The 24586-nt window shown below is 58.2% G+C and carries 22 protein-coding genes; 11 read left to right on the forward strand and 11 right to left on the reverse strand.

Annotated elements, in window-relative coordinates:
- Positions 1–119 precede the first annotated feature (119 nt).
- Genes QWI18_RS17880 through QWI18_RS17890 form a run of 3 tightly spaced genes read right to left on the reverse strand, consistent with a single transcriptional unit; the run spans position 120 to position 2766 of the window.
- The gene (locus QWI18_RS17880; protein WP_369319424.1) at positions 120–767 is read right to left on the reverse strand and encodes an N-carbamoylsarcosine amidohydrolase; all 648 of its coding nucleotides are present in this window, start codon (positions 765–767) and stop codon (positions 120–122) included.
- A 35-nt stretch (positions 768–802) separates the two neighbouring features.
- Positions 803–1621: an alpha/beta fold hydrolase gene (locus QWI18_RS17885; RefSeq protein WP_369319425.1), complete on the reverse strand. Its 819-nt coding sequence runs from the start codon at positions 1619–1621 to the stop codon at positions 803–805.
- Entirely contained in the window at positions 1618–2766 is a 1149-nt protein-coding gene (locus QWI18_RS17890) for an FAD-dependent monooxygenase (RefSeq protein WP_065989295.1), read from the reverse strand. Before QWI18_RS17890 ends, QWI18_RS17885 begins: the two co-directional genes overlap by 4 nt.
- Positions 2767–3125: 359 nt before the next feature.
- Between QWI18_RS17890 and QWI18_RS17895 the strand changes: the two genes are divergently transcribed.
- The 4 genes from QWI18_RS17895 to QWI18_RS17910 all read left to right on the forward strand — a co-directional run bounded on the left by QWI18_RS17895 (position 3126) and on the right by QWI18_RS17910 (position 9272).
- On the forward strand, positions 3126–4175 hold the full coding sequence (locus tag QWI18_RS17895; protein ID WP_296312368.1) for a 2,5-dihydroxypyridine 5,6-dioxygenase: 1050 nt from the start codon (positions 3126–3128) through the stop codon (positions 4173–4175).
- A 287-nt stretch (positions 4176–4462) separates the two neighbouring features.
- Complete coding sequence (locus QWI18_RS17900) at positions 4463–4921, forward strand: MarR family winged helix-turn-helix transcriptional regulator (protein ID WP_065989299.1); 459 nt, start codon at positions 4463–4465, stop codon at positions 4919–4921.
- Between the two features lie 254 nt (positions 4922–5175).
- A complete protein-coding gene (locus QWI18_RS17905) occupies positions 5176–5694 on the forward strand; it encodes a (2Fe-2S)-binding protein (protein WP_369319426.1) in 519 nt (172 codons plus the stop codon).
- Entirely contained in the window at positions 5691–9272 is a 3582-nt protein-coding gene (locus tag QWI18_RS17910; RefSeq protein WP_369319427.1) for a molybdopterin cofactor-binding domain-containing protein, read from the forward strand. Before QWI18_RS17905 ends, QWI18_RS17910 begins: the two co-directional genes overlap by 4 nt.
- A gap of 229 nt (positions 9273–9501) precedes the next feature.
- On the opposite strand, the gene QWI18_RS17915 is transcribed toward QWI18_RS17910, so the two are convergent.
- From QWI18_RS17915 to QWI18_RS17925, 3 genes are all read right to left on the reverse strand, one after another.
- The gene (locus QWI18_RS17915; RefSeq protein ID WP_065989309.1) at positions 9502–10158 is read right to left on the reverse strand and encodes a TetR/AcrR family transcriptional regulator; all 657 of its coding nucleotides are present in this window, start codon (positions 10156–10158) and stop codon (positions 9502–9504) included.
- Between the two features lie 4 nt (positions 10159–10162).
- On the reverse strand, positions 10163–11506 hold the full coding sequence (pssA, locus tag QWI18_RS17920; protein ID WP_192134451.1) for a CDP-diacylglycerol--serine O-phosphatidyltransferase: 1344 nt from the start codon (positions 11504–11506) through the stop codon (positions 10163–10165).
- A 136-nt stretch (positions 11507–11642) separates the two neighbouring features.
- Positions 11643–12647, reverse strand: coding sequence for an NADP-dependent oxidoreductase (locus QWI18_RS17925; protein ID WP_369319428.1), 1005 nt, complete (start codon positions 12645–12647; stop codon positions 11643–11645).
- 267 nt (positions 12648–12914) lie between these two features.
- On the opposite strand from QWI18_RS17925, the gene QWI18_RS17930 reads away from it, so the two are divergent.
- The 5 genes from QWI18_RS17930 (at position 12915) to QWI18_RS17950 (ending at position 17420) form a co-directional block, all read left to right on the forward strand.
- Positions 12915–13676: an SDR family oxidoreductase gene (locus tag QWI18_RS17930; RefSeq protein WP_369319429.1), complete on the forward strand. Its 762-nt coding sequence runs from the start codon at positions 12915–12917 to the stop codon at positions 13674–13676.
- Positions 13677–13768: 92 nt separating this feature from the next.
- A complete protein-coding gene (locus QWI18_RS17935) occupies positions 13769–15241 on the forward strand; it encodes a mechanosensitive ion channel domain-containing protein (protein WP_369319430.1) in 1473 nt (490 codons plus the stop codon).
- A gap of 194 nt (positions 15242–15435) precedes the next feature.
- The gene (gene sseB, locus QWI18_RS17940) at positions 15436–16227 is read left to right on the forward strand and encodes an enhanced serine sensitivity protein SseB (protein ID WP_369319431.1); all 792 of its coding nucleotides are present in this window, start codon (positions 15436–15438) and stop codon (positions 16225–16227) included.
- A gap of 151 nt (positions 16228–16378) precedes the next feature.
- Positions 16379–16852 (forward strand): T6SS immunity protein Tdi1 domain-containing protein, encoded by a 474-nt coding sequence (locus QWI18_RS17945; protein ID WP_369319432.1) that lies wholly within the window; start codon positions 16379–16381, stop codon positions 16850–16852.
- Between the two features lie 121 nt (positions 16853–16973).
- Entirely contained in the window at positions 16974–17420 is a 447-nt protein-coding gene (locus tag QWI18_RS17950; RefSeq protein ID WP_369319433.1) for a GNAT family N-acetyltransferase, read from the forward strand.
- 117 nt (positions 17421–17537) lie between these two features.
- On the opposite strand, the gene QWI18_RS17955 is transcribed toward QWI18_RS17950, so the two are convergent.
- From QWI18_RS17955 to QWI18_RS17975, 5 genes are all read right to left on the reverse strand, one after another.
- Positions 17538–17876, reverse strand: a complete 339-nt coding sequence (locus QWI18_RS17955) for a hypothetical protein (protein ID WP_369319434.1) — start codon at positions 17874–17876, stop codon at positions 17538–17540.
- A 343-nt stretch (positions 17877–18219) separates the two neighbouring features.
- On the reverse strand, positions 18220–18414 hold the full coding sequence (locus tag QWI18_RS17960) for a hypothetical protein (protein ID WP_369319435.1): 195 nt from the start codon (positions 18412–18414) through the stop codon (positions 18220–18222).
- A gap of 122 nt (positions 18415–18536) precedes the next feature.
- Positions 18537–18812 carry a YrhB domain-containing protein gene (locus QWI18_RS17965; RefSeq protein ID WP_369319436.1) on the reverse strand — a complete coding sequence of 92 codons (276 nt, stop codon included), beginning with the start codon at positions 18810–18812 and terminating at the stop codon, positions 18537–18539.
- A complete protein-coding gene (locus QWI18_RS17970) occupies positions 18812–20062 on the reverse strand; it encodes a DUF6861 domain-containing protein (protein ID WP_369319437.1) in 1251 nt (416 codons plus the stop codon). Before QWI18_RS17970 ends, QWI18_RS17965 begins: the two co-directional genes overlap by 1 nt.
- Before the next feature lie 479 nt (positions 20063–20541).
- Entirely contained in the window at positions 20542–21705 is a 1164-nt protein-coding gene (locus tag QWI18_RS17975; RefSeq protein WP_369319438.1) for a hypothetical protein, read from the reverse strand.
- 568 nt (positions 21706–22273) lie between these two features.
- On the opposite strand from QWI18_RS17975, the gene QWI18_RS17980 reads away from it, so the two are divergent.
- Entirely contained in the window at positions 22274–23089 is an 816-nt protein-coding gene (locus tag QWI18_RS17980; RefSeq protein WP_369319439.1) for an FRG domain-containing protein, read from the forward strand.
- Position 23090: 1 nt separating this feature from the next.
- Positions 23091–24224: a DUF262 domain-containing protein gene (locus QWI18_RS17985; protein WP_369319440.1), complete on the forward strand. Its 1134-nt coding sequence runs from the start codon at positions 23091–23093 to the stop codon at positions 24222–24224.
- The last annotated feature ends 362 nt before the right edge of the window (positions 24225–24586 follow it).

Below are 24586 nucleotides of genomic sequence, written 5' to 3' on the forward strand. Positions count from 1 at the left end.
CCTGTGTTTGCGGTGTTCTGATATGGGTGAGGCAGGCTGCGAACTTCAGCGGCAAGCCACAAGCTTCAAGCTGCAAGAGGGGAACGCGTGCGCTTCACTTGCAGCTTGCAGCTTGCGGCTTAACGTTTGGAGCTCACGGCCCGCAACTGCTCAATGGCTTCCTGCTTGCCAACCACATCCCCGTATTTGCTGTCGATGTCGAACAGGTTCGCTTCGTGGGGATCGGGGTGACGGTCGCCCACGCATTCGCGCACGACGATGGTCCGGAAACCGTGCTGCACGGCATCCACCGCAGTCGCCCGGATACAGCCGCTGGTGGAGCAACCGGCCAGCACGACGGTATCGATGCCTTGGGCGTGCAGCATTGATGCCAGTGAGGTGCCGAAGAACGAACTGGCGTACTGCTTACTGATGACGACCTCTTCGGCCAATGGCTGCACGGCCTCGCAGAACGCGGCCAGCGGATTGCCTTCGACCATGTCCTTCATCACCGGCGCTTTTCTCACCCACATGCCGCCGTCCGCGAAATGCGTGGGGTGGTAGCGGATATTGGTGTGCACCACCGGGATGCCGTGTTCCCGCGCGCAGGCCAGCAGCTCGACGCTTTCGGCCGCGGCGCTGACCACGCCCGGCGCATATAAAGGTGCACCGGGTTGGGTGTATCCCTGCATGAAGTCGATCATCAGCAAGGCCGGTTTCGCACCAAAACCGATGCGATTGCCCCAGACGCCCTGATAGTTGGCGTCCGCGCTTTGTGAATCGGTCATTGGGTTCTCCTGTTCATCGTTATAAGCCAGGACCGTTAGTTAAGCGGCGTGCCCAGGAAATCGCCGAACGCGGCGAAAAATCCCGGCAGGTTGTCCCACGGAATCATGTGCCCGGCGTTTTCCACTCGCGCGATCAGAATGTTCGGTTGCAGCTGTCGGATCTCGGCCTCATCTTCCGCCTGAATCACACCCCCACGCTCAGCGACGATGAGCAGGGCAGGGACCGGAAGATTCGGCAGATCCCGATGGAAATCCACGTCATGGAAGTCATTGAAGGCGCGGACGATGGCCGGTTCGTAGCAGGTGTGCAGCCACTCGGCACGCAACTGCAACTGCTCCTCGGTCCAGGTCGGGCAGAACGTGCGCATGTCCTCGGCGCTCATGCCCTGTTGCGACTGGCGGATCGAATCGACGTACCACGGCAACTTCGCCGGGTATTCTCGACGCCCCGGACCGGACACCGGTGGATCGATCAGCACCAGGCTTTTCAGTCCTTGGGGACAACAAATCGACGCCCGTACCGCAAAACGTGCGCCCATCGAATGACCGGCCAGGTGGTAGCTGTGGATGCCCATGGCCGCGGCGAACGCACCGATGTCATCGGCGCAGGTGTCGACGCTGTAATCCAGATCCGGCCCGGTGGAGGAAAGCCCGCGACCCCTGGCATCCAGCACATAGGTGTCGAAGAACTGGCCCAGGTGCTCGGCAACGAACCCCCAGGTGATCGCCGGGCTGGTGATGCCCGGAATCAGAATCAGCGCCGGTTTGCCCGAATGCGTGTCGCCGCCGTAGCGCAGGTAATGCTGACGGATACCGTTGGCCTGGACGTTGCCGCCATGAATGAATGTGCTCACGCCGCCACCCCCGATTTCAGCGCCTGGCCGTACAAGTCATAGCCGTAGACCCAGGCCGGATCTTCCTGGGTGCGCAGCCAGGTGTTGGCGTTGGAAACCGCTTGCACGCGAGAGGCGCGTTCCTTGCGATTGGCTTCGTACAGCTGGAACGCGGTGCGGTAGTCGCTGAGGCCGGTTTCCTGCAGGCAGCGGGTGAGCATCGCGGCGTCTTCAATGGCCATGCCGGCGCCCTGGGCCATGTGCGGCTTCATCGGGTGGCAGGCATCGCCGAGCAAAACGAGGCGGCCGCGACTCCACAGGGGCAGCGGGTTCCGGTTGAGCAGCGGCCACTTGGTCACGCTGTCAGTGGACTCGATCAGGGCCTGCACGGTGGGGTGGTAGCCGGCGAAGGCTTCGTACATTTCGTCCCGGCTGCTGTCGACCCAGTTGCCCTCGAAATCCCACGCCGCATGGGGCACGCCGGTGACGTAGTAGTACTCATCGCGCTTGCCGGTGGTGTGATAAACCATCATGTGACGGTCCTCGCTCCACCATTTCACGCAGTTCTCGAACTCCAGGTTGTACTTGGTGAGTACCTCGCTGGGGATCAGCGCGCGGTGGGCGACCCAACCGCTGTACAGCGGTTTCTCATGGCCCAGCAGCTCTTCGCGGATCTTCGAATTGATGCCGTCGGCGCCGATCACGATGTCCGCGTCGGCGTGGGTGCCGTCGGCAAAGTTCAGGCGCACGCCGTTGTCGCGTTCCTCCAGCGTGGTCAGGCATTTGCTGAAATGCACGCTGCCGGGCGCCAGCGTCGACATTTGCAGCGCATGCAAGTCCCCGCGGTGCACGGTGATGTAGGCCGCGCCGTACTCTTTGAGGGAGAACTCGCCCAGGGCGATGCGCGACAGGTAGTCGCCGGTCGCACCGTCGCGGCTGAACCAGAAATCCGGGTGCGAACCCATGTCGCTCAGCTGTTGCTCGATGCCCATGCGCCGGAAGATTTTCATGATGTTTGGGCCCATGTGGATCCCGGCACCGATGCGTGAAAACGCGGGGGCCTGCTCGTAGATGTCGACGTGGAAACCGGCTTTCTGCAACAGCGTTGCAGCCGCAGCGCCCCCCAGACCGGATCCGACGATGGCGATTTTTTGCGTGGTTGGCATGGCGCGCATTCCTTTGTGTTTCATGAGCTCTGAATGACAGGAGCTCTGGATGACGGCGAGGCGAAGAAGGGCTGTCGCGTCGCTGGGGTTTTAAAGTGTATACGCTGATATTTTTAAAAGTGAACCGATATTTCCAGAAACGGCCGGAGGTGTCGCAAACAGACATGTCACTCGCTGTAACCCATATATACGGGTATCTGTGTGGTTAGGTAACAGAGTGGCGTGCCTATTGCAGCGGCGTCCGGATTGATGTCTTATCGCTTTAAATAAGTGTGTACGCTTTAAAAAATGCACTGGTCTGATGCGCGACGCCTTGCAATGGTGCATCCGACCGGTCATCCCCCGAGAGGAGAGAAGAGATGCCGGTTAGCGATTGCGAATTGACCCAGATGTTCGAACACGTGCTGAAACTGTCGAAAGTGGACGCGACCCAGAGCGTGGCGGTGCTCAAGAGCCACTACTCCGATGGGCGCACGGTGCGCGCGGCGATGGACGCCGCCCAACGCCTTGGCGCGAAGGTGTATGCGGTCGAGCTGCCGTCGTTTAATCACCCCAAAGCCATGGGCAATGACATGACCGCCTACTGCGGCGACACCGCGCTGACCGGCAACATCGCGGCGCAACGTGCCCTGGAGGCGGCTGACCTGATCGTCGACACGATGATGCTGCTGCACTCGCCGGAGCAGGAGCAGATCCTCAAGACCGGCACGCGGATTCTGCTGGCGGTGGAGCCCCCGGAAGTGCTGGCGCGCATGCTGCCGACAGTGGCCGACAAGGAGCGGGTGCTGGCCGCCGAACAGGTGCTGAAGGCGGCGCGGTCGATTCAGGTGAAGTCCCGCGCCGGCAGCGATTTCCGTGCGCAACTGGGGCAATACCCGTCCGTCACCGAATACGGTTTCGCCGACGAGCCAGGCCGTTGGGATCACTGGCCCAGCGGTTTTCTGTTCTCCTGGCCCAATGAAGAGACCGCCGAGGGCACGCTGGTCATTGATGTGGGCGACATTGTGCTGCCGTTCAAAACCTATTCCCGCGAGCAGATCACCCTGGAGATCGACAAGGGGTTTATCACCGGGATTCACGGTGGATTCGAGGCGGAGTACCTGCGCGAATACCTGAAGTACTTCAATGATCCGGAGGTCTACGGCATTTCCCACATCGGCTGGGGCCTGCAACCCCGCGCCCAATGGACGGCCATGGGCCTGCACGACAAGAACGACGGCATGTGCATGGACGCCCGGGCGTTCTACGGCAATTTCCTGTTCTCCACGGGGCCGAACACCGAGGTCGGCGGCACCCGCAAAACCCCGTGTCACCTGGATATCCCGCTTCGCCGTTGTGACATATATCTGGACGACCAGGCCGTGGTGCTGGCAGGCGAAGTGGTGGCCCCCGAGGCTTCAAAGGCCTGAGGCAGATATACATCCCACCGCGGACCTGTAGGCGCGTGGCTTGTCCCGCGATCGGCTGCGCAGCAGCCGTAAACCCGACAATCGCGCTCTTACTGACGTACCGCGTTGGCAATATCACTGCCGCTGCGCGCCAGATCGCGGGACAAGCCACGCTCCTACAGTCGATATCGCCTTATCCATACGCGCATCTCTGGCGCGATAAAACACGCTCGTTCCGAAGATTCCCCTCAACCCGCGCAAACGTTACTGTAGCCACCACTTCCCAGATCCTGCCGAACGAGCCATCCGTGTCCACTGACAACCCTTCCAACAATAACTCGTCCTACACCTTCTCCGAGCAAGTGGGCCATTTGCTGCGCAAGGCCTATCAGCGGCATCTGGCGATCTTCCAGCAGAACGTCGGTGATTCGCAGCTCACGGCAGTGCAATTCGTGACGTTGTGCGCGCTGCGCGATCACGGCCCCAGCTCCCAGACCGAGCTGGTCAAGGCCACCGCCGTGGACCAGGCCACCATTCGCGGCATCGTCGATCGCCTGAAAGCCCGGGACCTGATCAGCCTTGAGCCGGACCCGCAGGATCGCCGCAAAGTCATCTGCAGCCTGACCGACAGTGGCCTGCATCTAGTGCAGGAAACCGTGCCCCGCGCCGCGCAGATCAGTGAGCTGACCCTGAGCAAACTCAATCCTGCCGAGCGCGTGGCTGTGCTGTTTCTGCTGCGCAAACTGATCGACGAGGGTGATGAATAACGCCGGCTGACGCACCCTTTTAGGAGCGCCCGCGAACTCGGTCTGCCCGCGACATTTATGTGCCTGATCCACTGCATTCGCGAGCAAGCTCACTCCCACATGGACGATGTTCAGTCGGCCAAATCGCGACGTCGAAACGACTGAACCCACCGCCAAAACTCCAACGTCCTACAGCCTTTTCTTCGCTGGCATGCTTCCTGCTCTCGTTTCATGAAGTAATCACTTCATCAAATGCAAGCTACAGCGGGTAACACATGAAGGCTGACACGAGCGAGCTGCAGCGGGCGGCGGAGAAGACCGTGACCCTGAACGTCAACGGTCAGGCCACACGCGTCACGGCAATGCCTGACACGCCGCTGTTACTGATCCTGCGCAACGACCTGCACCTCAATGGGCCCAAATACGGTTGCGGCCTGGGCGAGTGCGGCGCCTGCACGGTGATCATCGACGGGGTCGCCGCACGTTCCTGCGTGTTTCCTCTTGCCGGCGCACAAGGGCGTGAGATCACCACGCTGGAAGGCATCGGCTCGCGAAACCGCCCCCACCCGGTGCAGCAAGCCTTCATCGACGAACAGGCCGCGCAATGCGGCTACTGCATGAACGGCATGATCATGACCGCCAAAGCCTTGCTCGACCGCAACCCGCACCCCACCGAAGCGCAGATCCGCAACGAACTGTCGGCCAACCTGTGCCGCTGCGGCACGCACCTGGAAATCCTCCGCGCGGTCATGCGTGCCGCGCGTCATCAGCCCAGCCCGGATCCCGTCCAATGACCCAGACTTTGCCCACGCGCGATGAATTGCTCGCCCAAAACGGCGTGCTGTTGATCGTCGACGACATCCTGCCGCCGTCCGGTCCGGTGGCCAAAGGCGGCATGCCCACGGTCCGGCCCATGGAGCTGGGGCTGTTCATCGCCATCGATCAGAACAGCCGCGTCTACGCTTTCAACGGCCACGTCGACCTCGGCACCGGCATCCGCACCTCGCTGACACAGATCGTCGCCGAAGAGCTGGACCTGCAGATGGATCAGGTGACGATGATTCTGGGGGACACCGAGCGTGCGCCGAATCAGGGCGCGACCATCGCCAGCGCCACGCTGCAGATTTCCGCCATTCCGCTGCGCAATGCCGCCGCCGAGGCCCGGCGGTACCTGCTGCAGCAGGCCGCACAGCGCTGGGCGGTCGGCGTGGATTCGTTGGTGATTGAAAGCGGGGCGATCAAGGCGCAGGACGGTCGCGAACTGACCTTTGGCCAACTGCTGGTCGATCAGCGCGTCGAGTTGCGCATCTCCGGCAATGCGCCACTCAAGCGGCTGGAGGACTACAAACTGGTGGGGCAGGGCGCCGCTCGCGTGGACATTCCGGGCAAGGCCACTGGCGAATTGACCTACGTGCACGACATGCGTTTGCCGGACATGCTCCACGGCCGCGTCGTACGTCCGCCCTACGCCGGTTACGACACGGGAGACTTCGTCGGCACCAGCCTGCTGGACGTCGACGAATCTTCGATCGCGCACATTCCCGGCATCGTCCGCGTGGTGGTCATTCGCGACTTCGTCGGCATAGTGGCGATGCGTGAAGAGCAGGCGGCCAAGGCTGCGCGCGAGCTCAAGGTCACCTGGAAGCCGTGGCAGCATCAGTTGCCGGACATGGGCAACATCGAGCAGGCGATTCGCGACAACCCGAGCATTGAGCGCGTGGTGCTCGATCAGGGCAATGTCGAAGAGGCGTTGGCTCAGGCCAGCGAGCGGATGACGCGAACCTATCTGTGGCCCTATCAGATTCACGGCTCCATCGGACCTTCGTGCGGGCTGGCGTACTACAGCGAAGATGGCATTCGGGTCTGGTCCGGCACGCAGAACCCTCACATGCTGCGTGCCGATCTGGCCTGGCTGCTGGAATACCCGGAAGAGCGCATCGACATCATCCGCATGGAAGCGGCGGGTTGTTACGGGCGCAACTGCGCTGACGACGTTTGCGCCGACGCGGTGTTGCTGTCCCGCGCCGTGGGCCGGCCGGTGCGCGTGCAACTGACCCGTGAGCAGGAACATGCCTGGGAGCCGAAAGGCACCGCTCAATTGATGGAAGTCGACGGCGGGATTAATGCCGATGGCGGCATCGCCGGTTATGACTTCAGCACCTGCTACCCGTCGAACAACTCGCCGACCCTGGCCTTGCTGCTGACCGGGCGCGTGGAGCCGGTGGCGACGATGTTCGAAATGGGCGATCGCACCTCGATCCCGCCCTACGACATCGAGCACATGCGCGTCACCATTCACGACATGGCGCCGATTGTGCGGGCGTCGTGGATGCGCGGCGTGTCGGCGCTTCCCAATACCTTTGCACACGAGTCCTACATCGACGAGTTGGCTTTCGCGGCCGGCGTCGACCCCGTCGAGTACCGGCTTCGGTATCTGCACGACGAGCGCGCTGCTGAACTGGTTCGTGCCACCGCCGCCCGGGCCGACTGGGCGCCGCGCACCCAACCGATGCAGATCCCGCAAGAAGACGGCGTCTTGCGCGGGCGCGGTTTTGCTTACGCGCGCTACATCCACAGCAAGTTTCCCGGCTTCGGCGCGGCCTGGGCGGCATGGGTCGCGGACGTGGCGATCGACAAGCACACCGGCGATGTCTCGGTGACCCGGGTGGTGATCGGCCACGACGCCGGCATGATGGTCAACCCCGCGGGCGTGCAGCATCAGATTCACGGCAACGTCATTCAGTCCACCAGCCGCGTGCTCAAGGAACGGGTGACGTTCGAGGAGTCCACGGTGGCGAGCAAGGAGTGGGGCGGCTACCCGATTCTGACGTTCCCGGAAGTGCCGAAAGTCGACGTCATGATGATGCCGCGCCAAGCCGAGCCGCCCATGGGCGCCGGTGAGTCGGCGTCGGTGCCGAGCGCGGCGGCCATTGCCAATGCCGTGTATGACGCTACCGGGATTCGCTTTCGCGAGCTGCCGATCACGGCGGAACGCATTCTTGCCGCGCTGAACAGCGCAGGCACGCAGGCCAATAGCCAACCCCCGCAATCGCCGAAAGCCAAACGTTCGAAATGGCTGTTCGGTTCGTTGTTCGCAGCGTTCGGTGCGCTGCTGGGCATGGCCGCGACCGCATTACCCTGGCTTGGGGAAATCGCGCCGATCACGCCGCCTTCATCGGGCACCTGGTCGTCGGCGACCCTGGAGCGCGGGCGTTTGCTGGCAGCGGTCGGCGATTGCGCGGTCTGCCACACCGCCCCGAATGGCGCCAGCAATGCCGGCGGGCTGGCGATGCAGACGCCATTCGGCACTTTATACAGCAGCAACATCACCCCGGACCCGGAGACCGGCATCGGCAACTGGTCCTATCCGGCGTTCGAAAGGGCGATGCGTGACGGCATCAGTCGCGATGGCAAACACCTTTATCCGGCGTTTCCCTACACCGCCTTCAGAAATATCGAAGACGCCGACATGCAGGCGCTGTACGCGTACCTGATGTCGCAGACGCCGGTAAAACAGGTACAGCCCGCCAATGACATGCGCTTCCCCTTCAATGTGCGACCGTTGATGGCCGGTTGGAATGCCTTGTACCTGCGCAAAGGCGAGGTGCAGACGCAGCCCCAGCAAAGCGCGCAGTGGAATCGCGGTCAGTATCTGGTCAATGGATTGGGGCATTGCGCAGCGTGTCATTCACCCCGGGATCTGCTGGGGGCGGAGAAGGGCGGCACGTCGTTTCTTGCGGGCGGCACGGTGGACGGCTGGGAAGCGCCGGCGCTCAACAGCCTGTCGAAGGCGCCAACGCCGTGGACCGAGGATCAGTTGTTCAACTACCTGAGCAGCGGGTATTCCGATGCCCACGGTGTGGCCGCAGGACCGATGGGGCCGGTGGTCTCGGAACTGGCGAAACTGCCGAAGAGCGATGTGCGGGCGATTGCGGTGTATCTGGCGGCGTTGAATGAGCCGGCGTCCGGCAGCGCTGATGCCCGTCCGGCGACGGCGACTCGTCTGGCAGAGATGCCCAGCGTTTCGCCCCAGTCGTTGAGCAATGGCCAGCGGGTGTTCGAAGGCTCGTGCCAGGGGTGTCATGCCGACGGTCTGGGGCCGAAGCTGTTTGGCGTGAGCCCTTCGCTGGCAACCAACACCAATGTCCACAGCGCGTTGCCGGACAATCTGATCAAAGTGATTCAGCAGGGAATAGACAGGCCGGCGACGGCAGATCTGGGTTACATGCCGGGCTTCAAGGACAGCCTGTCAGACACCCAGATCAGCGACCTGGCGGCGTACCTGCGCAGCCGATTTGCGCCGAATGAACCGCAGTGGACGGGGTTGTCAGAGAAGGTGGCGCATTTGAAAGCCAATCCCGGAACGCACTGATTGGGTAAGCCTGAGGGATTTACTTACTCTTCAGGGACTGCGCTGGACCTGTGCTGAATAAAGTCCGTGTGGGAGTGAGCTTGCTCACGAAGACTGCATTTCGACCGCTAAATATCTGGCGGATGTACTGGCCCCTGTGGGAGTGAGCTTGCTCACGAAAGCGGTATCTCAGCCACAGAATATTCAGCGGATGTACCGGCGCCTTCGCGAGCAAGCTCGCTCCCACAGTTTAGATGTGTGGCGTCTGAGCGGCCTTCGCCACCCCGCGCATCACCAGGTCCTGAATAAACGCCAACCAGTCCGTGCGCTCGCCCTCCGCGGCCATGTCCTGACCCAGGAAGGAGCTGAGGGTGTGCAGGTTGGAGTTATAGAAGTAGCACAGCGACGCGATCATCAAATACACGTGCTTGATGTCGAGGTCCTGCCGAAACAGACCCTGCGCCTGACCGGCCTCGATGATCGGTCTGAGCACGCCGACGGCTTCGCCTGACAGGCGTCGCAGCTCACCGGACTGGCGCGCGTGCTTGCCCTTGTGCAGGTTCTCGATGCTGAGGATGGCAACGAATTCCGGATGGCTGACGTAATAGTCCCAGACGAACGCCACCAACTGGCGCAGCGTCTCCACTGGCGTCGACGGATCCAGTGAGAGCAGGCTTTCGGCGCGGTTGAACTGCTCGTAGGTGTGCTCAAGCACCTTGACGAACAGCTTCTCCTTGCTGCCGAAATAGTAATAAATCATCCGGTCGTTGGACTCGGCTTCGGCGGAGATCTTCTCGATGCGCCCGCCGGAATAGCCGTCGCGGGTGAACACCGTGATCGCCGCCTGGAGAATGCGCGCCCGGGTCTGATCGGCCTGTTGCGCGCGCACGCCGGTGCTTTTGCCCATGGGCTTACAGAATCCGGTAGAGCAGGCGCTCGACGCGGACCCGGCTGACACGGCGCAGGAAGGTGCGCACGCCGACCGGGTATTCGCTCAGGGTGTCGAGCTCGTCGAACTTGCCGACCCGATGGGTATCGCGCATCAGCAGCGCGATCTCTTGCGCGCGTGGCTTCAGCCATTCGCCCTTGGGGTCATCGATCAGCACGGCGTTTTCCAGGTCCAGCTGAAAGGCCCGCGGGTTCAGATTGTTGCCGGTCAGCAGGGTGTAGCGGTCGTCCGACCACAGGCCCTTGAGGTGATAGGTGTTGTCGCCGTCTTTCCACAAATGAATATTCAACTGGTGCTTGGCGATCGCCGTCTGATGCTTCTGCATGAAGCGACGCAGGCTGATCTCGTACAGATACGGCAGCGCGGAGATCACCTTGAACGGCTCCTCCGGCGAAATGAAAAAGTCGTTGGCGGTCTTGTCGCCGATGATGATGTCGACCTTCACGCCTCGCTTCAGCGCGCGGTTGATCTCGCGCTTCACCACCAGCGGCATGTTGAAGTACGGCGTGCACAGCGTCAGTTGCTCGTTCGTCGCGGCGATCAGGTCGCAGAGGGTTTTGCTCAGCGGGTTCTTGTTGCCGATGCCCAGCAGCGGAATGACGCGGAACCCACCGTTGTCCCGCACACCGTCGTTGACGTCATAGCTGGCGCGTTTGAGGTGCTGACGGAACTGACGAATCTCCCCGCGCAGGCTGCGTGAGCTGGGCGGCGAGGGCAGGTCGAGGCGATGCACCGCGTCAGACGGCAGAATATCCTGCTGCACCAGGCGCTGGAACGAGTCCGCCAGGCCTCTGCTGTCGATCAGGTGATAGCGATCGAGCCGGTATTTGCCGAGCTTGTGCAGATAGACGTTATTGATGCTGGCGCCGCTGTAAATCACGCAGTCGTCGATGACGCAGCCCTTAAGGTGCAGCACGCCGAACAGCTCGCGGGTTTGCACCGGCACGCCATACACCGGCACTTCCTGGTCGTGTTCCAGGTTCTGCGCCTGATACCACGCCGAGTTCCCGGCCTGTTTGCCCGCGCCGATCAGGCCGCGTTGGGCGCGGAACCAGTCGACCAGCACCACGACGTCCAGCGCCGGCCGCGCAGCCTTGGCGGCATACAACGCATCGAGAATTTCCTGGCCGGCTTCATCTTGCTGCAAGTACAGGGCAACGATGTAAATCCGCCGGGTGGCGGCGGCAATCTTTGCCAGCAGCGTCTGCCGGTAATCGGCGGCACTCGGCAGAATCGTGATCGCCGTGCCGGAGGATTCAAAACCGCGCAGCGCTGCAAGGGTAGAACGTCGGAAGGGAGCCCGCATAAGCCTCTCGATGGGTCGGATCAACAGCGCACGAGCTTACACCAGAGTGCGCCCTCTGGTGGTTTTGGCAGCGTTATCCGTGAGTTGTTCAGCGGATTATCAGCGACGGCTCACCCCTTGCGGTCTCGCCTTCACCTCATACCTTCAGAACCAGCTTGCCGCTGTTTTCGCCCTTGAACAGCATCTGCAGGGTTTCGGGGAAAGTCTCCAGGCCCTCGACGATGTGCTCTTTGCTCTTCAGCTTGCCCTGTGCCAGCCAGCCGGCCATTTCCATCCCGGCTTTGGCGAAGTGTTCCGCATGGTCCATGACCACGAAACCTTCCATGCGTGCGCGGTTGACCAGCAGCGACAGGTAGTTGGCCGGGCCTTTGACGGCTTCCTTGTTGTTGTACTGGCTGATGGCGCCGCAGATCACCACCCGCGCCTTCAACGCCAGGCGCGTCAGGACCGCATCGAGGATGTCGCCGCCGACGTTGTCGAAATACACGTCCACGCCCTTGGGGCATTCGCGTTTCAGGGCGGCGTGGATGTCCTCGTTCTTATAATCGATGGCGCCGTCGAAGCCGAACTCATCCATCAGCGCTAGGCATTTTTCCTTGCCGCCGGCGATGCCGATGACCCGGCAGCCTTTGATTTTGGCGATCTGACCGGCAATGCTGCCCACCGCACCGGCCGCGCCGGAAATCACCACGGTGTCACCGGCCTTGGGCTGGCCGACTTCGAGCAGGGCGAAATACGCCGACATGCCGGTCATGCCCAGCGCCGCCAGGTACACCGGCAACGGCACGAGCTTTGGATCGACCTTGTTGAAGCCCTTGGGCTCGCCGACGAAATAATCCTGCACTCCCAGCACGCCCTGAACGTAATCGCCCACCGCGAATTTCGGGTGCTGCGACTCGATCACCTTGCCCGCACCCAACGCGCGCATCACCGCACCCAGCTCGACCGGTGCGATGTACGACTTGCCCTCGTTCATCCAGCCGCGCATGGCCGGGTCCAGGGACAGGTATTCACTTTTCACCATGATCTGTCCCGGGGCGAGGTCGGCAACGGGCACGGTCTGGAAGGTGAAATCTTCGCGGCTGGCGGCACCCACCGGGCGGCGCGCAAGGAGGAATTGGCGGTTGTTCAAGGCAGTCATGGCAGGCTCTCGTTTGCGGTGGCTGAAGGTTTTACGGATCGCAGCAGTGATAGACCGTAACGGTCCGGACAGCAAGGAATGCCACTGTACCGAATGCCCGCCGATCCATGCTGCTGATGGCCCTTGTGGGTCATCATCATCGCCACCAATGGCCCGGCAACCGGCCTCCTGATAGTGCTGACGCCGATTGTGTCGCGACCGCTAAGCTGCGGCGCATCACAGGCGTTTGCCGAGCCCTCCATTAATAAGTACAAAAAGGACGATCCCATGAGCATGACGTTTTCCGGCCAGATTGCGTTGGTCACCGGCGCCGCTGCAGGCATTGGCCGAGCGACCGCGCTGGCGTTCGCCGAACACGGCCTGAAAGTGCTTGTGGTGGATCTGGACAGCGCGGGCGGCGAGGGCACGGCCCAGTTGATTCGGCAGGCGGGAGGCGAAGCGCTGTTTCTGCCGTGTGACGTGACCAAGGACGCTCAGGTGCAGCAGATGATGGCCCAGGCCGTGGACGCTTACGGCCGTGTCGATTACGCCTTCAACAACGCCGGCATCGAAATCGAGAAGGGCCGCCTCGCCGAAGGCAGTGAAGCCGAGTTCGACGCGATCATGGGCGTCAACGTCAAAGGCGTCTGGCTGTGCATGAAACACCAGTTGCCGCTGATGCTGGCCCAGGGCGGCGGGGCGATCGTCAACACCGCATCGGTCGCCGGACTGGGCGCGGCGCCGAAGATGAGCATCTACAGCGCGTCCAAGCACGCGGTGATCGGCCTGACCAAATCGGCGGCCATCGAATACGCCAAGAAACACATCCGGGTCAACGCCGTGTGCCCGGCGGTGATCGACACCGACATGTTCCGCCGCGCCCACGAAGCCGACCCGCGCAAGGCCGAATTCGCCGCGACCATGCTCCCGGTCGGCCGCATCGGCAAAGTCGAAGAAATCGCCGCCGCCGTGCTCTACCTGTGCAGCGACGGCGCCGCGTTCACCACCGGTCACTCGCTGGCAGTGGACGGGGGCGTCACGGCGTTCTGATCGATCAGACCCTTTCAGCAAAAAAGCACACTGGCGCTCCCTGCGAGGTATTCAGCTAAGCTCCACGGGCTGTTCACCCTCAGGGAACGTCGATGGATCATTTGTGGTTCGCCTATCCGCTGATCAGCGCTGCTGTGCTGCTGGTCATCGACCTCACGCTCTGGCAATGGCTGCACCCGCGCTGGCTGCGGCGCAAGCTTGTGTGCCGCCTTGTGCTGTTCGTGCTGTTCAGCATGGCGCTGCTCGATGGCGGGCTCAGTCCGCTGTATGCGGTGCCCGCCGACTGGTCAGTTCCCCGGCATGTGCTGGCCACCATTCTGACCATCGCCTGGTGGCTGTTTGGCGCGCGGACCCTGACCGTGCTCGCGGTCGTGGTCATGGAGCCACGGATTGGTGGTAAGGGCCACCTGCTGCAAGACGTCATGGGGGCGATCATCTTTCTCGTCGCATCAGTGGCGGCGGCCGGCTACGTGCTCGACCTGCCGGTCAAAGGCCTGCTGGCCACCTCCGGCGCCGTGGCAATCATCTTCGGCCTCGCTGTGCAAAGCACCCTGGGTGATGTGTTCTCCGGCATCGTCCTCAACGCGACCAAGCCGTTTCGGGTGGACGACTGGATTCGCGTCGATGACATCGAAGGCAAGGTCATCGAAATCGATTGGCGCTCCACCCACCTGCTGACCGCCGAAGGCAGCATGGCCGTGATCCCCAACGCCATGGCCGCCAAGACCCGCATCGTCAACTTCAGCCGACCGGACCATTTCCACTCCGTCACCCTGTCCATCGAGCAGTCCATCCGTCTCCGCCCCAGCCTGGTGCTGGACTCCCTGGAGAAAGCGCTACTCGGCTGCCGCGAGTTACTGGCCCAGCCCGCGCCATCGGCAGTGGTGGTCAAATCCGGCCTGCGCATCGTCGAGTATGAAGTCACCGGCTACGTGAAGTCCCGGGACCGGCGTTCAGCAGTGCGCAATCAACTGTTCGACCTCATTCACCGGCAGCTCGCGTCCACCGAAACCCGCCAGGACCAGCAACGCCCCGCAACGCGACAGTCTGCCGTGCTCAACACCGTCAATGCGCTGCGCATGCTCAGCGACGCCGACCGCGCGCAACTGGAACAGCACATGCGCTTGGGCGCCTATCCGGCGAAAGACATCGTGCTTGCGGAGGGGGTGGTGCCTGATGCGCTGTTCATTATTGAGTCCGGGGTAGTGTCGGCTTCGCTGCAACGGCCGGATGGCTGGCTGGAAGTAGGGCGCATGGGGCCGGGTGAGCTGCTGGGTGAGACGGGTTTCCTGGACGCGACCCCGACGGTAGCGCGGTTCTGCGCGTACACCGACTGCATGATTTACCGGATCGACAAAGCGGATCTGGAGCCGTGGTTGGCGGAGCATCCGGAATTGATTGGGGCGTTGGCTGGGCTGGCGAAGTTTCGGGCGAAGGCGCGGGCGGCGATGTTGGAGGCTAAGCCGCTGGTGGCTGATGCCAATGGGTTTCTGGGTTGGTTGCGCAAGAATGTCAGGCGGTTTGAGGTGACGCGGGGGCAGGGGGCTGATGATAAAAAGCGCTGACAAAGACCAGCCGTATTTGGCTCTTCGTCCATCACTGCCAGCAGGAGCTGTCCTTGGAAGTCCGTTCACCGTAACTTTTCGTTTGCTTGAAATTCATTAGCATCCTGTTCTTCCTGTTTTCACAGTCGCGTGAAAAACTACGCGCTGTTTGCGCTGAATGTTTGTCATTTTTGATTGAACCACGGATGGACATCATGGATACCCAGCAAGAAAACACCCTCGAACAATCACTCAGGATGGCGGCGGATGAACCGGCCCATCGACCTGACTTTTTCACGACGCTGTTGAATTCCACCGTCTACGTGCTTGGCACTGCCGGGACCGGCAAAGGTCATGTCATGCTCGAAGCGGGTAGCGACATCAGCATCGCGAATTGGCACAAAGCTGACGGCTCCCCGGTCATCCCGTTTTTCTCTTCATTGCAAACACTCCAGGCATCCATAGAGAGCGAAGAGTCCTACGTAGAGATCCCGGCAAGATCGCTGCTTGAAATCACACTGGGCGCGCCGCTTTTCCTCAATCCAAAGTCTCCTTACGGTAAAGAGTTCTTGCCGGAGGAAGTGCGCCATTTGCTCTCCGACGGGATCGGCCAGAAGCCGGCGCAGCGCACGGTCGAAAAAAACACGAACGTACTGCTCGGACAGCCGTCGCAATACCCGTCAAGGATGGTCAATTCGCTCACGCAGTTACTCGCCAAACATCGCAACGTAAAACGTGCATTTCTGGCGTTGATGCATGACGCATCGATTGATCAAAAGCCTCATTTGATCATTGGTATTGAAGCGGACGGAGACATTGAACGGGTCATGCGCGAAGCCGGTAGTGTTGCCGGAGATACCGCTCCGGATGGCGAACCCGTTGACCTCTATCGCGTGACCGAAGGGGGGGAAGGCCTTAGCGACTACTTCCTCAAGGAAACCACGCCTTTCTACGAAAGGAAGTCGGCAGGGTGGCTGCGGTCATTGCTTGGCTTTGGTAAAGCGTGAAAGAGATCGAACCAAGACAATGTCACAGTCTTTTCTACCAGATGTGAGATCCGAATCAGTTCGCCAAATCGAATGTAGCGGCCTGTCGTTTTCGACCACACAAATTTACCAGCGCGTTCTTGCTACAAAGCGCTCAACTTGAGGTTTAACCTTGGGACTGTTCTCCAAAATATTCGGAAAGCCATCCGGACCTGTTCTCTACACTCTGTTTTCGGTTCGCCCCTCAAGCGATCTGGGCGCGTGGGCCGCCAGCTTTCCGAACCACACAGAGGTTTTGGGTTACTCAAGCCTCGGCCATTTCTTTCTTCGCAACCCTCACGACTCAGAGTACCTCGTGCTGCACCCTTTCAAGTGCGCGGCAAAGTCGTACGGAAGCCACCCGTCAGTCGAAGACTTTGAAGCGGAGGTACTGAAAGAGCCGGGGTTCGAGCTGTATGTGTTGGATTCGGACCACGTTGCCGATCTATTCCGACATCTGGGCCCCCTTGCCGAAGATCAGGTCTACATCCCGCAGCCGTATCCGTTCCTCGGCGGCAGCGAAGCCCTAGAGACGTACGAAAAGGGGGATGCCTGGGTCTTTATGAACATAGTGGCCCAAATGCACGACCTCGACGGCGGCGCCTGAACGGCCGCCCATTGACGCCGAACGACGGTGGAATCACGTACGGCAGGGCATCCCATCCTGTGTGACTGGTCGGAAGACGCCTTGTGAGCTAGATAGGTCTGCACTCCATCAAGGAAGACACATGAGCCAAGTCGACATTCAACTGGTCACCCATCTGCCCACACAGATTCGGGCGCTAGAGAAAGAGGCGGTGCGCGAGGGCTTCAGGTTCCTTACCCGCCTGATTGACGAATGGAACTCAGGAGCAAACCGCTTCGATGCCCCCGGCGAATGTCTTATGGCTGCGTATCGAAACCAGCAGCTGATAGGTATCGGAGGCCTTTCAGTTGATCCCTATACCCAAGACAACATGGCGAGGCTGAGACGGGTCTATGTCAGCGCCTCATCGAGAGGGCATCACGTTGGAAGAATGCTGGTAACGGCGCTTGTTGCAGATGCCGCTATGCGCTTTCAGAGCGTGTGCCTTTTCACGGATACCGCTGAAGGCGACGCATTTTATCTACGGTGTGGCTTCATGCGGATAGATCATGACCATGCCACCCACGTAATGTGCTTAAGCAACAGCTAACTCAGACGAGCAAAAAGGTGACGGGTTGTTTTTTCAAGCAAAATAAATCAGTCCCCTTATCTCCAGTCCCCTTATCTCGTCCTGCACTTCCGTACAGCTGGGCCCCGCAGACAGTTATCATTCTTTCTCAGGTACGAACATTTCGGCTCTAGACAAAACTTGGGGATTTTGGCATATCTCCGCAAGCGCTTTCAGCGAATCCCCGGAAACTTGAAAGTAAATATTCTCCACCTCATTCTGGTCATCAAGAAATATGGACATACCAATATTGTCGCCTACGTATCTTTTGATCCCTGAGTACATCTCAACAAAGTTGAGCCTGAATGCTGCGATCAGGTGTTCTGAAACCTCCTTGGATAGCCGCTCAGGGCTCTCAAACTCCCAACCATCCTCGCCTAAATTTCTACCTGCGCCGACAGGAATCAAAAAGGCTGCCGTATATTTTTTTATCGTCATATCTACTGAAAGCTCGCTTTCTGGTCACGCAAGGGCGCTTCTGGTTCCAAACTGCGCAGCTCCCACGACTCTGACTTAAACTGAAAAACTGTACGGTTCAAGGGGACCACGTTGGAACAGAAAAGCAAAATGCTCTACCGCGTTTGCTTTCTCTAAATGATCCAGGGCTAGGGATCCACCCGGTGTGAGCGCGCTCTGCCTCGCATAAAGATCGCATCACGATTCCTGCAACTAACGCCTGTCGAAGCCAATATCTGAATCTAACTCAGTCTTAAAACCAAAAATCAAACCGACCTCTAGAAGTTTTATTGCTGCTTTTCCAGATGATTTAAAAGGAAACACTTCAAGCATGGAAACGACGTTTTTCATATGCCAGGCCATACTCTCCCGCGTCATTAACCCACCCAGACAATTGATCGGTTTGCTCCTGATAAAATAAGGATTCGGGAGGGAAGAACGAAGCCACCTTCGGCTGAGATCCGAGCTCTGCAAGGACGAAGCTGAGGTTGTTTTCAATGAGTTGGTAATGTGTATTCATAGCATAGGTTCTTTAAGTGTCAGCCGGGCGTCCGGTCACTGCCCTTTCTATCGCCTTATCATAAGCCTCTCTTATGCCAACACCTACGTGACTCGGAGAATCTGTCATGTAGTCGCGCATATTCACGATGCATAGCGCTCATGAAGGTAATCGTCAATGTATTCTGCTAAAGGCTTACCCGTCCCTAATTCGAACAACTCACCGCTATTCCGGTCAATCAGAAATGGGCTATTTCCCGCTAACTGATCAGACGAGTCGCCAGTTCGTAAATACTCAGCTGATTGATAGCAAAAGAACCACCCCTCCGCGAACTCACCCTCATACGTAATCTGCAAAGGTATCTCTGAATCCTCAAGATACTCTTTCGCCTTATTCAGAGCATATTCATAGTCGAACATCAATTGGTCCTCAATAACTGCAACGTATCAAAATTTAGTAGATTTGCGGACTTTCCGGTCTGCCCATCCAAATACCGGACAGCACCACGCTGATTGACAACGTTAAAAACATGCCCCGGCTGCCCTGGGCCGTACGAGCCGAAAACGATCCCTCTCGCCCCATCCCCGGCTTCAACCATTTGCTGAGAAATCTTCTCAGGCGTTGTCGCCAAGCCAAACTTGCCCCCGAACTGCCTCTCCAAGACACTAATCGGCACTCCTTTGGTTGATTTGATTGGCAACGCTGATGCAGGAGCCCCCGATAAGGTTGCATCAGTAGCAATCGAACAGTTAACACAATTATGGGTTCGTCCTGGCTCTGGATAGCCTGGGTTCACCTTTTTTATTGATCCGGCCTTCTCTTCTATCTCACTCGCCGTCTTCTGAACCGGGCGCGTCTGTGGCAACTCCAACTGGTGTTGTGGTCCCATCCCGCCTTTGAGCGGCTCAGCCTTCTGCAGATCGGGCCTACTCTTCAACGCATCCTCATGCTTGAGCATCCACTGCCCAATGTTTGCGCCTTTGGGACTGGCTCCCATCTCCTGAGCTAACCTGCCTGCGTTCCCGCGAGCACGCGTCAGGTATTCAACGATGGCACCTAGCAGCAGAACGACGACCTCTACATGGCCGAGTGCGATGTTATGGGCAGCACTGCTCACAGCAAAGGGGTCATCCTGGCTGAAGGGGGTCAGTCCTTCTTCGCCTCGGGGGCCTTCCCATGCAGCTTGAATCCCGGTCAGGTAATACCCGCCAACGCGAGGTAGGCCTTCGACGAAGAATTCTGCAACGGACTGCAGGCCAAGTATTGTCAATATCCAACTGCTGACCTGCATACCCAGTGCAGCTCCAGCAGTACCCATCGGGATAGCACCCGCACCGCCGAAAAATGCGCCCACGCCTGCGCCAATGGCGCCGCCTGTCAGGGTGCTGCCCGCGACGATCATTGCCATCTGCGTGACGACATCAATCAGATCATTGAGGATGAAAGAGATGTCGAGGTCAGCAAAACGTCGTCTCAATAGATCGCCCGCCTGCCATTCAGCTTGATAAAACGCAGTCCTGACGCTTTCGACACGGCGGATATTCAGGCTAAGGGACGGGGCAGGTTCGCCCCAATGATTTCTAAACTGAGCACCACCTTGGTAGCCCATTTCCTGCCTTATCCGGTCTTCGATCTGATGCCACGAAGGCACGATATGCCAAAAGAACATTCAACGTCTCCCTGACAATTCCCAGCTTGGGACGCCGCTCGCTTTTTATCATGGTTAAGCGAGTGCAAGAAATTTGGAAACTGAGTATTTCATGACCCAAACGGCCGCCCTAGGTCCCGCCTTCCCGCGATCACGTAGGACGCTTCTGAACTTAAGCAATATCGTCCGCCCCTCAAGCCGCGCTTTGCGGCGGAGTGTGGTAGACCGATCCGGTATCTGAGGAACCCGACGTCGCAGTGTGATAGCTGGATGCGTCGTCAACCGAGCAGTCATCTGCCCGCACCGAGGGTTGAGCCTGGAGCGGGGCAGGTGCCGCCGAAGACGCCGACCCAGGCCGCGCCGCCTCGCTGGAGGTCCGGCGCTGATCGTGGGTTGCGCTTGCTCGCCCTTGAGGCTTGTTCGAACACTGCCCGCCGGAGACTTGGTAGGGCGGGCGCAGTGTTCTCGGCATTTGTGATCCGGTTGCCGGTGAGGCTGTTTCACTGAAGAGAGTTCCAGTCAGAAGGGACCGTTAGGCGTTGACCGCAGCGCCTTGACCGGCTTCCGGCGCGGCGATACCACCGGTCAGTGTGATGACATTGGCGGCGCCGGGAGGGGGTAAAGGTGGCTTTGGCGGTTCTCGATACCGCCCGGAGCGGATCGTTCGCCAAGTTGCGGCTGGCGTCGGCCAGACGTCCCGCTCCATTGGCGGGAGGCGTACCGACGGTTTTCGCGTCCCCCAATGCCCTCAACGCGTCGAGCGATTGGGTTTCCTGACTCAGGTCCTGTTTGGGGTCGGCATTTCTACGTCCCAACAGCAGCGCGGGGCCACTGGTGCCTTGCTCGGTGCGCCAATTGTGGGTGAGGTACCCAGTACCGGTACCGGCGGCGAGACCACCTGCAATCGCAAGGGCTGTGTCCACAATGGCCTCGGCCTTCGGATTGATCGCCGCCACCACCGGGCCTACCGCCGTCCTGATGCCATTCCGGATCGTGAACGTCTGCGCCTCTTTGGCGTTCTGGATGGCCAGGTTCGCGGTGGTATCGATAGTCGCCAGCGCGGCATTCAACGACTCATGCAGTTTGTCTGCGGGCGCATGCAGGAAGTACGCGTCTTCTCGAAGTTTCTTAATGGAAGCGCCGCCGACCTGATCCACCGCTGATGCCGCCGCGAGTGAAATCGTCCCCAGGACCGCCGCTTTTGCCACCGGGTTTGGTATGTTCGCCCCGATTCCCGTGATCACGGGAATGGCCGCCTGGAGCGACGACGCCACCGCAAAAGGCACGCCGCTAGCTGTACCTGACACCATTGAAGCGTTGCGGTCCATTTTCTCGACTTTTTCCATCAACGTTCCAAGATCTTGGAACGAGATGTTCTCCTCCATCAGCTTGTTGACTCGGCTCTCTATGATTTGATCGATTTCTTCCCGGTGCCCCGATTCCTCATCCAGACGATCTTTGTAGGCCTGGAGCTGACTGCTCACGTCGGTCGTGAGCAAAAGCTTCATTTCACGGGCTTGGATCTGCGCCGCTGCGCTGACCTCACCGGATTGAGGATGACCCTGCCCCACGGAAGCGTGGCCGGTGACGGATGTTGAGTTTGACCGTTGCTGAAGTTCGATGGGGGGTGAGGAAACGGGGGGTTGCTGGCCAGACACGCGCATGGTGAGGTCCTCTCTGGTTCTAGGGATGCAGCCGGATATCGCTGCTATGAAGGGTGGTTTTCCAGAGGGTGTGTGGCTGAGCGGACTATTCCGTTTCCTGTTCAACCGGCGATATTTGACGGCTGTGTTTCAGGGTGATGACGCTTCCAGGTCGACGAAAGTGCGTACGAAGGGATTCAGGTGCAGCGTCATTGATACCCGGGCGCGTTTCCGGAAGGTATTCATGACACCAGGGAGATTACAAGCGGGTCATGCACATTAAGCTGGATTCCGTGATTGATCGTCTTGCTCGCGAACGCACCAGTAAGCGTGCATAACCTTGCGGTTTGCAGTATGGCGCGCCAGAAACACCCGGCAACCCAACTGATGCGGCAACTTAATAACTCTCCCCAACAATGGCGTTTCGTGGTGACGGGTGAAAGGCGTCCTGCACCAAGACTAACTATTGAAGTGACACAGAGACAAGATCTGGATAGGATTCAGCTGAGGAGACTAAAGTTTCTGGAGCAAACACAGCTCATGGACGTATGATGCTGAATTTTTTCAAGCAGCTTAGGGAAGAAAATTTGTGGCGAAAGTTCAAGAAAAAATAATTACAAAATTTTCTGATTACATAAAACATCTTGAAACGCTTCAAGAGGGACTAGATTCCCAGTTATGGTACAGAGGGTCAAATAATAAGAGCCATAATTTAGTCCCCGGACTCTATCGCCACAAGAAGCGCACGGCAATGGAGGATCTAAGTAAGCTTGAAAAAGAGCTAATATCTCGGTTTAAGCAAAGAAGTATGCCCTTTACAGACAGAGTGTTCGATGACCAATGGGAACTTTTATTTTACATGCAGCACTATCGTATCCCTACAAGACTTTTAGACTGGACTGAAAACCCCTTTGTTGCGTTTTATTTTGCCATCGGTAATTCTGCCTACATCACAAACGAAGAAAAAGAGTTGGTCTTTCAAAATGATGCGACAGTCTGGGTTTTGAATCCCGTCGTATGGAATAGGCATGCCTTAACCCATCAATCATACGAGGGAGGGGTTCTTCTCACAATTGATGAGGAAATGAAAGGCTATCATCCGTCAGCTGCGATTTCTAAGATGAACAATCAACCGGTAGCTTTGTATGGCATCCATAACAGCCCCCGAATTGTTGCTCAGCGTGGCGTTTTTACTGTATCAGGCCAAATAACTGATGGGATGGACTTGTTGTACAATACGTCCAGATTCCCCAAAAACTCGTTAACCAAAATAGTCATACCAAAAGAAAATATCAAAGAATTACGACTGGCTCTTTTTTCCTATGGCATAACAGAGTCTGTGGTATATCCAGACCTTGATGGCCTTGCACTAGAAATCAAAAGATTCTACGAGTTTGAGGTATAGCATGTCTAATCTTGAAGATAATTTTTCCATACGCACAATGGACGCAAAGCCCCTAACTTGGTGGAGGACAAGGCGCAGTAAAATTGATATGGAGCCTTCATATCAGCGGAGGGGTAGACTTTGGTCTCAAACCGACAAGGCTTATTTGATTGACTCAATATTAAATGGCTTTGATATACCGAAACTTTACATGGCAGATTTCACCGTTGGTGAAAATTCGAAGCTCAATAAAAATAAGCTGACCTATGCCATTATTGATGGCAAGCAACGATTTGAAGCAATCTTTGATTTTTTCGACAATGCTGTCGTTCTCAATGATGATTTTATCTACAAGGCCGACCCTATGCTAAGGCTAGGTGGCCTGAGCTATAAAGATCTGGTGGCAAACCATTACGAGGTTGCAGAAATTTTCGACACCTTTAATTTAACAATCATGGGTGTCCACGCGACAACAGAAGCCCCTATTAATGAATTATTTGTTCGTTTAAATCGAAACAAGCCCTTGACTGGCGCAGAAATCAGAAATGCAATGTCAGGCCCTGCACCCCACGTAATTCGAAGTATCAGGGACCACGATTTCTTTACAAGCAACATTGCCTTTTCATTTACAAGAGGTGCAGACTTAAACGCCGCTGCGAAATTATTACGTTTTGAATTCATTGGCAGGCCCGTTGATACAAAGAAGAAGGTGCTCGACGATTTCGTCCTTAGCCTTGAAGGGCAGGACCAGAAAGATCTACTTGAGCTAGCAGCAAGGAGAGTTAATGATAATCTTGACACTATGTCTGAAATATTTCTTCCAAGGGACAAGCTATTGTCTAGTGGCGGTTTACTCCCCGTTTACTACTGGTTCTGCCGAGAACAGGATGACTCCAGTCACCACTTGATTCGGGAGTTTCTCGTACAGTTTGAAGAAGAGCGTAAGTTCAACAGAGCGTCGTTCTCTGATACAAATACAAACAAGCCAGGCACTATAAATCAAGACTACGTGGCGTTTGATAACTTCAACAGAAGCACAAACGATTTGAATAGCCACATTGGGCGATTTGAAATACTTAGGAAATTATTTGCTGAGTGGCTAGCTAAGTCGGCAAAAAAGCCAACCCGAAAAATATTCAGACGGACTTTCATCTGAGCTTAACTGCAGGTCCACGCCTAACGGGGATGACGTATGTCGCATCCCCGTTAGCTAAAGTGAGCCTGAATGCCGAAAAAATCTTGAAAGAAAGATCAGGAAATTGCTTTGCTGTGTGCGCTTTGAACGTCGCAAGTACCGCTTTCTCAAGCTTCTGCTTTACGCCCATACCTATCCTCCGCAAAGGTCGGCTTTGGGGTCGGATTTTACAGCTCGTCATAGGCAGCAAGCTACCCAAGTAAACCCTTGGGATGCGGTGAAATAATTGAGCGGCCCAACGCCGCGTTTCTGAATGCAGCAACGTCCGGCACTGCAATTCTCCTGACTAGCATTCATCAAAGCTGAACCGCTAAAATCCCGCA

This window comes from Pseudomonas sp. W2Oct36 (assembly GCF_041060465.1).
In the GTDB taxonomy this organism is placed as follows: Bacteria; Pseudomonadota; Gammaproteobacteria; order Pseudomonadales; family Pseudomonadaceae; genus Aquipseudomonas; species Aquipseudomonas graminis_B.

What these genes read in the sequence shown, in the direction of transcription:
- QWI18_RS17895 (WP_296312368.1), top strand. Translation starts at nt 3,126, where the DNA reads ATGCCGGTTAGCGATTGCGAATTGACCCAGATGTTCGAACACGTGCTG.
- QWI18_RS17915 (WP_065989309.1), bottom strand. Translation starts at nt 10,158, where the DNA reads ATGGGCAAAAGCACCGGCGTGCGCGCGCAACAGGCCGATCAGACCCGG.
- QWI18_RS17905 (WP_369319426.1), top strand. Translation starts at nt 5,176, where the DNA reads ATGAAGGCTGACACGAGCGAGCTGCAGCGGGCGGCGGAGAAGACCGTG.
- QWI18_RS17985 (WP_369319440.1), top strand. Translation starts at nt 23,091, where the DNA reads ATGTCTAATCTTGAAGATAATTTTTCCATACGCACAATGGACGCAAAG.
- QWI18_RS17910 (WP_369319427.1), top strand. Translation starts at nt 5,691, where the DNA reads ATGACCCAGACTTTGCCCACGCGCGATGAATTGCTCGCCCAAAACGGC.
- QWI18_RS17925 (WP_369319428.1), bottom strand. Translation starts at nt 12,647, where the DNA reads ATGACTGCCTTGAACAACCGCCAATTCCTCCTTGCGCGCCGCCCGGTG.
- QWI18_RS17960 (WP_369319435.1), bottom strand. Translation starts at nt 18,414, where the DNA reads ATGAATACACATTACCAACTCATTGAAAACAACCTCAGCTTCGTCCTT.
- pssA (WP_192134451.1), bottom strand. Translation starts at nt 11,506, where the DNA reads ATGCGGGCTCCCTTCCGACGTTCTACCCTTGCAGCGCTGCGCGGTTTT.
- QWI18_RS17880 (WP_369319424.1), bottom strand. Translation starts at nt 767, where the DNA reads ATGACCGATTCACAAAGCGCGGACGCCAACTATCAGGGCGTCTGGGGC.
- QWI18_RS17930 (WP_369319429.1), top strand. Translation starts at nt 12,915, where the DNA reads ATGAGCATGACGTTTTCCGGCCAGATTGCGTTGGTCACCGGCGCCGCT.
- QWI18_RS17970 (WP_369319437.1), bottom strand. Translation starts at nt 20,062, where the DNA reads ATGTTCTTTTGGCATATCGTGCCTTCGTGGCATCAGATCGAAGACCGG.
- QWI18_RS17890 (WP_065989295.1), bottom strand. Translation starts at nt 2,766, where the DNA reads ATGCCAACCACGCAAAAAATCGCCATCGTCGGATCCGGTCTGGGGGGC.
- QWI18_RS17955 (WP_369319434.1), bottom strand. Translation starts at nt 17,876, where the DNA reads ATGACGATAAAAAAATATACGGCAGCCTTTTTGATTCCTGTCGGCGCA.
- QWI18_RS17965 (WP_369319436.1), bottom strand. Translation starts at nt 18,812, where the DNA reads ATGTTCGACTATGAATATGCTCTGAATAAGGCGAAAGAGTATCTTGAG.
- QWI18_RS17950 (WP_369319433.1), top strand. Translation starts at nt 16,974, where the DNA reads ATGAGCCAAGTCGACATTCAACTGGTCACCCATCTGCCCACACAGATT.
- sseB (WP_369319431.1), top strand. Translation starts at nt 15,436, where the DNA reads ATGGATACCCAGCAAGAAAACACCCTCGAACAATCACTCAGGATGGCG.
- QWI18_RS17975 (WP_369319438.1), bottom strand. Translation starts at nt 21,705, where the DNA reads ATGCGCGTGTCTGGCCAGCAACCCCCCGTTTCCTCACCCCCCATCGAA.
- QWI18_RS17935 (WP_369319430.1), top strand. Translation starts at nt 13,769, where the DNA reads ATGGATCATTTGTGGTTCGCCTATCCGCTGATCAGCGCTGCTGTGCTG.